Annotated in this window: 4 protein-coding genes and 1 rRNA gene; all 5 read left to right on the top strand. The window is 47.0% G+C overall.

The window, feature by feature from the left end:
* Nucleotides 1-256: 256 nt before the first annotated feature.
* The 5 genes from rrf to ABD014_RS01330 all read left to right on the top strand — a co-directional run bounded on the left by rrf (nucleotide 257) and on the right by ABD014_RS01330 (nucleotide 6,368).
* A 5S ribosomal RNA gene (gene rrf, locus ABD014_RS01350) occupies nucleotides 257-373 on the top strand.
* A gap of 944 nt (nucleotides 374-1,317) precedes the next feature.
* Nucleotides 1,318-2,400 carry a multiple monosaccharide ABC transporter substrate-binding protein gene (gene chvE, locus ABD014_RS01345; RefSeq protein ID WP_343856534.1) on the top strand — a complete coding sequence of 361 codons (1,083 nt, stop codon included), beginning with the start codon at nucleotides 1,318-1,320 and terminating at the stop codon, nucleotides 2,398-2,400.
* A gap of 86 nt (nucleotides 2,401-2,486) precedes the next feature.
* Complete coding sequence (gene mmsA / locus ABD014_RS01340) at nucleotides 2,487-4,040, top strand: multiple monosaccharide ABC transporter ATP-binding protein (protein WP_343856531.1); 1,554 nt, start codon at nucleotides 2,487-2,489, stop codon at nucleotides 4,038-4,040.
* A complete protein-coding gene (mmsB, locus tag ABD014_RS01335; RefSeq protein ID WP_343856529.1) occupies nucleotides 4,024-5,190 on the top strand; it encodes a multiple monosaccharide ABC transporter permease in 1,167 nt (388 codons plus the stop codon). Before mmsA ends, mmsB begins: the two co-directional genes overlap by 17 nt.
* Nucleotides 5,191-5,360: 170 nt before the next feature.
* Complete coding sequence (locus tag ABD014_RS01330; RefSeq protein ID WP_251417946.1) at nucleotides 5,361-6,368, top strand: substrate-binding domain-containing protein; 1,008 nt, start codon at nucleotides 5,361-5,363, stop codon at nucleotides 6,366-6,368.
* The last annotated feature ends 10 nt before the right edge of the window (nucleotides 6,369-6,378 follow it).

Raw genomic sequence — 6,378 nt, 5'->3', positions numbered from 1 at the left:
GGCCTGAGGTGGAAGTGCAGCAATGTATGGAGCTGACAGGTACTAATCGGTCGAGGGCTTATCCACAAGTTTTAAAATGCAAATGAAGTTTCGTATCCAGTTTTCAGGGAGCAAACCTGTATATTGAGTGATTCAAGTGATTACTTGATAGAAGATTGCTTTCAGCATTTGGCGATGCTGATACCTGAACCAAGCTGCATAACCTTCTAGTAAGGAGTTGCAGGATTTCGAGAAGCAAAAGCTTTGACAAATCACGTTTGGTGGCGATGGCGGAGGGGTTCCACACGTACCCATCCCGAACACGACCGTTAAGCCCTCTAGCGCCGATGGTACTTGGACCGAAGGGTCCTGGGAGAGTAGGAAGCCGCCAAGCAATAAGAACCACTACCGATAACCGGTGGTGGTTTTTTTATCCCCAAGTGGATAACTGGCGATGGGGATCATCGCAAATCTATGGTTATCCTCAAATTGTACACAGTTGTTCACACTTTCCTCTGTACAGATATGATATTCATCAGCCTAAATGCGAAATATATCAATTTAGCATGAACTATGCACAGTCTTATTCACATATTCAGTTGATATATCATCGATATATATATCTATCCACAAAATAATTCAATATCAACTCGCACTACAAATTTATTATCCACAGTTAACGAATCGGCGTTTTGGTTCGATGATCTTGATATATACATATCCACAGATTATTCATTCTCATTCCCTTGCAGGTGTTTTAACCGCAATAATAGCTCTGACGGATGGACTATTTCGGGTTTGTATCGATCGGAATTAGGTGCCTGAGCAAACATCGGTATTCACGAAGAACGAATTGATGCAAATATGCAGTTTTCTGCTCGGATAACGGGTAACGGAGCCACAATTCCCGCAAAAATACAGTTTTTTTCTCCTCATAGGGTTAGAGATACAAGTTAACTACTAGAATTACTGCATATCTGCAGTTATTTTACTAAATTCAGATGTTTTACTGATAAAAGGATGCGTTTTTGCATCTTTTTATTATTTTTCTCTTGATATATAGCTTTTTCATTATTTAACTAGCCATAAATACATTTTCCCATATTGCTTACCTTATCCATCATTCCTCGGGACTTGCTATTCCTTATTCTAACTTAGCTCCCAGTCCTTATCCCGTCCCCACTTCTTTCCTTTAACGCTCCACTGACTCTCATCCGATTCAGCTTTACTTTGAATTTTTATAAAAACAAGTTGAATACGTCAAAAGACCTGCGAGGCAGCTTTCCTTATGATAGAGATAGGAAGACAAATAGCGATGGAAAAGGGGCGTATCTATTGATGAGAAAGGGACTATCGTTGTTGATTGTAACCGCTTTAATTATGGTTCTGGCAGCGTGCGGGAACAGCGGAGAGGGCAAGAGCAGTAGCGGAAAGAACGGGACGATCGGGATTGCGATGCCGTCCAAGACATTGGAGCGCTGGGTAAGCGATGGCGCCAACATGAAGAAGGAATTCGAGAATATCGGCTACGGCGTCGATTTGCAGTATGCCGAGGATGTTGTTGAGAATCAGGTCTCCCAAATCGAGAACATGATTACCAAAGGTGTTAAGGTCATTGTTATTGCTCCGATCGATGGAGAATCATTGACCGATGTATTGGATAAAGCAGCTGAGGCAAATATCGATGTCATTGCTTATGATCGGCTGATCAAGAAGAGCAAGCATGTAAGCTTCTACGCTACATTCGACAATTTCAAAGTAGGCGAGCTGCAAGCGAACTATATTGTAGACAAACTGGGTCTTAAGGATGGCAAAGGTCCGTTCAACATCGAGTTGTTCGGGGGCTCGCCGGACGATAACAATGCTTACTTCTTCTACGATGGAGCGATGTCCGTACTGCAGCCTTATATCGATAGCGGCAAGCTTGTTGTTCGCAGCGGCCAGACCACAATGGATAAAATTGCCACAATGCGCTGGGATGGTGCTACAGCCCAAGCGCGGATGGATAATCTACTGAGCGCCAACTATGCAGATGCTGCGGTAGATGCTGTTCTGGCACCGAATGATGCAATCAGCATTGGGGTCATCTCTTCCCTGAAGGGCGTGGGCTATGGTTCAGCGAATAAGCCAATGCCGATTCTGACGGGTCAAGACGCAGAGCTTGCCTCTGTAAAATCAATCATCGCTGGCGAGCAGACGTCGACTGTCTTTAAGGATACACGCGCATTAGCGAAGAAGGTCGTCACAATGGTACAGAGCATCATGGAAGGCGAAGAGGCAGAAGTCAACGATACAACGACGTATGACAATGGCGAGAAGATTGTTCCTTCCTATCTGCTGGAACCAGTTATCGTAGACAAAGATAACTATAAAGAAGTTTTGGTTGATTCGGGCTACTACACCGAAGATCAACTAAAGTAAGTAACCCAATGATTTAGTGGCGGCCTGCTTCATGGCTGTCGCTAAATCATTTATGACGATATTTCCGAAAGCGGGGTGCAGCATCATTGACGACAGCAATTTTGGAAATGAGGAAGATTACGAAGACCTTTCCCGGTGTTAAAGCGCTCGAGAATGTGAACCTTCGTGTGCAAGAGGGTGAGATACACGCGCTGATCGGTGAGAATGGCGCCGGCAAGTCGACACTGATGAAGGTATTGAGTGGTGTATATCCACATGGCACTTATGAGGGTGACATCCTATTCAAAGATGAGGTATGCGAATTCAAGGATATTAAGCAGAGTGAGAATAAAGGGATCGTCATCATCCATCAAGAGTTGGCGCTAGTACCTCAATTAACGATTGCAGAAAATATATTTCTCGGAAATGAGCAGGCAAGAAGAGGGATCATCAATTGGAACGAGACGATCGTCCGAACGAGAGAGCTGCTGCAGCTTGTCGGTCTGAATGAATCGCCGAATACGCCAATCGCGGAGATCGGAGTCGGGAAACAACAACTGGTGGAGATCGCCAAGGCCATCTCCAAGCAGGTGAAGCTTCTCATCCTGGATGAGCCGACGGCAGCGCTGAATGAGGATGACAGCGAGAATCTATTGAACCTGCTGCTGGAATTCAAGAAGCAGGGAATTACCTCGGTACTGATCTCTCATAAACTCAATGAAATTACGAGGGTCGCTGACTCAATCACGATTCTGAGGGACGGCAAATCGATAGAGACATTGGATATGAAGAAGGACAACGTGACAGAGGATCGGATTATCAAAGGAATGGTTGGACGCGAGCTGACGAATCGATATCCAGAGCATACCCCGAGGCTGGGCGATCTATTTTTCGAGGTGAACAATTGGAACGTATACCATCCCGTGCTTGCGGATCGTAAAGTGATCGATAACTGCAGCTTTGAAGTGCGCCGCGGCGAGATCGTAGGTATTGCCGGTTTGATGGGATCGGGGCGAACGGAACTGGCGATGAGCCTGTTCGGGCAATCGTATGGCCGGCGTATTAGCGGCGAGATTCGAAAAGATGGGAAGCAGCTTCACTTGAAGAGTATTACCCAAGCCATCAAGGAAGGCATTGCCTATGTGACAGAGGACCGAAAGGAATACGGCCTGATTCTGAATGAAGATATCAAGCGCAATACGACACTCGCGGCAATGAACAAGATCTCCAAATGGTTTGTCATTAACGATAACCAGGAAATCATCGTGGCTGAGGATTTTCGCAAGAAACTGAACATTAAGGCACCGAGCATTCTGCAGAAGACCGGCAATTTGAGCGGGGGCAATCAGCAGAAGGTAGTGCTTAGCAAATGGATATTCTCGGGGCCAGACCTGCTGATCCTGGATGAGCCTACGCGAGGGATTGATGTAGGCGCGAAATATGAGATTTATTCGATTATCAATGAACTTGCCGATTCCGGCAAAGGCATCCTGATGATATCCTCCGAATTGCCAGAGCTGCTCGGTATGTGCGACCGGATCTATGTGATGAGCGAAGGAAGATTTACCGGGGAGATTGAAAGAGAGAATGCAACGCAGGAAGCATTGATGAGATTGATGACCAAGAGTAGGGGGAAGATCCAAGATGAGCACCATAACTAAACTGCTGCGCAACAACGTCCGACAATATGGAATGTTCCTGGTCCTTGTGTTAATTATGGGACTATTTCAAATTTTGTCAGATGGTACTTTGCTTAAGCCTCTGAATATTACGAACCTGGTACTGCAGAACAGCTACATTCTGATTCTAGTCATCGGCATGCTGCTGGTGATCATCACGGGGCATATCGACCTGTCTGTTGGCTCGATCGCAGCCTTCATCGGGGCCATGGCGGCCGTCATGATGGTCAATTACCACATGCCCTTCCCGCTTGCCATGCTGTTATGTCTGTTGATGGGAGCGCTGATCGGCGCATGGCAGGGCTTCTGGGTTGCCGCGGTCGGCATTCCGTCCTTTATCGTCACACTGGCAGGGATGTTGCTGTTCCGCGGTCTTACGATGCTAGTGCTTGGGGGTCAATCCATCGGTCCATTCCCGGGCGGGTTCCGCAGCATTAGTTCGGGCTTCATTCCGGATATTCCCGGCAATTGGAATGTTCATATGCTGACCCTGCTGCTGGGCGCTGTGCTGTCGCTACTGTATATCTTTATGGAGTGGAGAGGTCGGATTACTCAGTCACGCTACAAATTTGAAGTGCTGTCACTGCCTTTATTTATCGCTAAAGTAGCTTTTATAGTTATCATTATAAATTTATTCACCTTCGTACTATCCGCGTATAACGGAATTCCGAATGTACTTGTTATCCTGTTCGCTTTGGTTGCGTTATACACCTTCGTTATGCGTAAGACGGTTATGGGACGCCATATCTATGCCGTGGGTGGCAATGAGAAGGCAGCCAGACTGTCAGGCGTAAAGACGAAGAAGATGACTTTCTGGGTATTCGTCAATATGGGTGTCATGGCTGCTCTAGCCGGGTTGATCTTTACTGCGCGCTTGAATGCGGCTACTCCTAAGGCGGGCGTCAATTTCGAGCTTGATGCGATTGCGGCCTGCTTTATCGGCGGGGCATCGGCATCGGGCGGTGTCGGTACCGTGATCGGTGCGATGATCGGTGGCCTCGTCATGGGCGTGATGAACAACGGGATGTCGTTGATCGGACTTGGTATCGATTATCAACAAGGAATTAAGGGGCTTGTTCTGCTGCTGGCCGTAGCCTTTGATATTTACAATAAAAATAAAACAGCGGCATAACCGATGCAAAATATAGTTATCACCGTACCACGATCATTGACCTGATTGAGGGTGCGGTTTTTCTCTTCCATAAAAAGATAGCGCTTTATTTCTGGCGGAACGAAGTATAATTGAGAGGGGTCAAGCCAACTGGTGAACCGACTACCTTGATAGCACCGGAGGGGGAAGTAGTGAAGAAACTAGTTATTCTATATTTTGTTCTGATCAGTCTTTTCTTGATCTATTTGTACTCGGCTTATACCCGTGGAGCAGCCGATCCGATGGAATCGGCCGTTGGACTTCGGGGAGAATCGGATGAGAAGTATGTGATGGTGAACTACCTTGCTGGCAACGAATATTGGAAAAATACGCTGAAGGGCTTCGAGGATGCGGCGGAGGCGTTGGGCGTAACCGTGGAATACCGCGGAGCTACTCAATATGACGAGCATGAGGAAGTCACCGTGCTTGAACAGGTCATTGCCAAGAAACCTGCTGGAATCGCCGTCTCGGCCATTAATTCCGAGGCGCTGATTAACGTCATCGATAAAGCAGTATCTTCAGGTATACCGGTTGTGCTGTTCGATTCCAATGTCCCTAATAGCAAGGCATACTCTTTTTTGAGTACGGATAACTATAATGCGGGGGTTGTAGCAGCCCATAAGATGGATGAACTGATTGGAGAGTCGGGGACCGTAGCCATCCTTACCCAACAGAATCAATTGAATCAACAACAACGTGTCACCGGGTTCACCGAGACCCTCAAGGATCAGCATCCCCATCTTAAGGTCGTAGAGATCGTTGAGGACAAGGGGGATCAGGTCGTCTCCGAGAACAGGACAGAGGAACTGTTGTTAAGATATCCTGATCTGAAGGGAATCTTCGTCACGGAAGCCGTTGGGGGGATCGGCGTAGGTAATGCGCTGATTAATAACAATCGTAGCGATATCCAGGTTATCAGCTTTGATACCAATAAAGGGACGCTGGATTTGATCAAAAAAGGCGTTATATCCGCGACGATGGCTCAGGGCACCTGGAACATGGGTTACTGGGCACTAATGCAGCTGTTCCATCTGAACAATTCGCTGGTCGAGCCGGTTGCGGATTGGCAGCAGGCACAGGTTCCTCCGCTCCCGACCTATGTGGATACCGGAATATCCGTTGTAACCAAATCCAATGTCGAACATTTCTATGCTAAATAACCGCTGCGTC

This window comes from Paenibacillus motobuensis (assembly GCF_039521865.1).
GTDB lineage: Bacteria > Bacillota > Bacilli > Paenibacillales > Paenibacillaceae > Fontibacillus > Fontibacillus motobuensis.
Note: the sequence above shows the minus strand (reverse complement) of the source record. Positions and strands in the feature narration are given on the sequence as shown.

Excerpts from the sequence above, each read along its gene's own strand:
- mmsB (WP_343856529.1), top strand. The coding sequence starts at position 4,024 with ATGAGCACCATAACTAAACTGCTGCGCAACAACGTCCGACAATATGGA.
- chvE (WP_343856534.1), top strand. The coding sequence starts at position 1,318 with ATGAGAAAGGGACTATCGTTGTTGATTGTAACCGCTTTAATTATGGTT.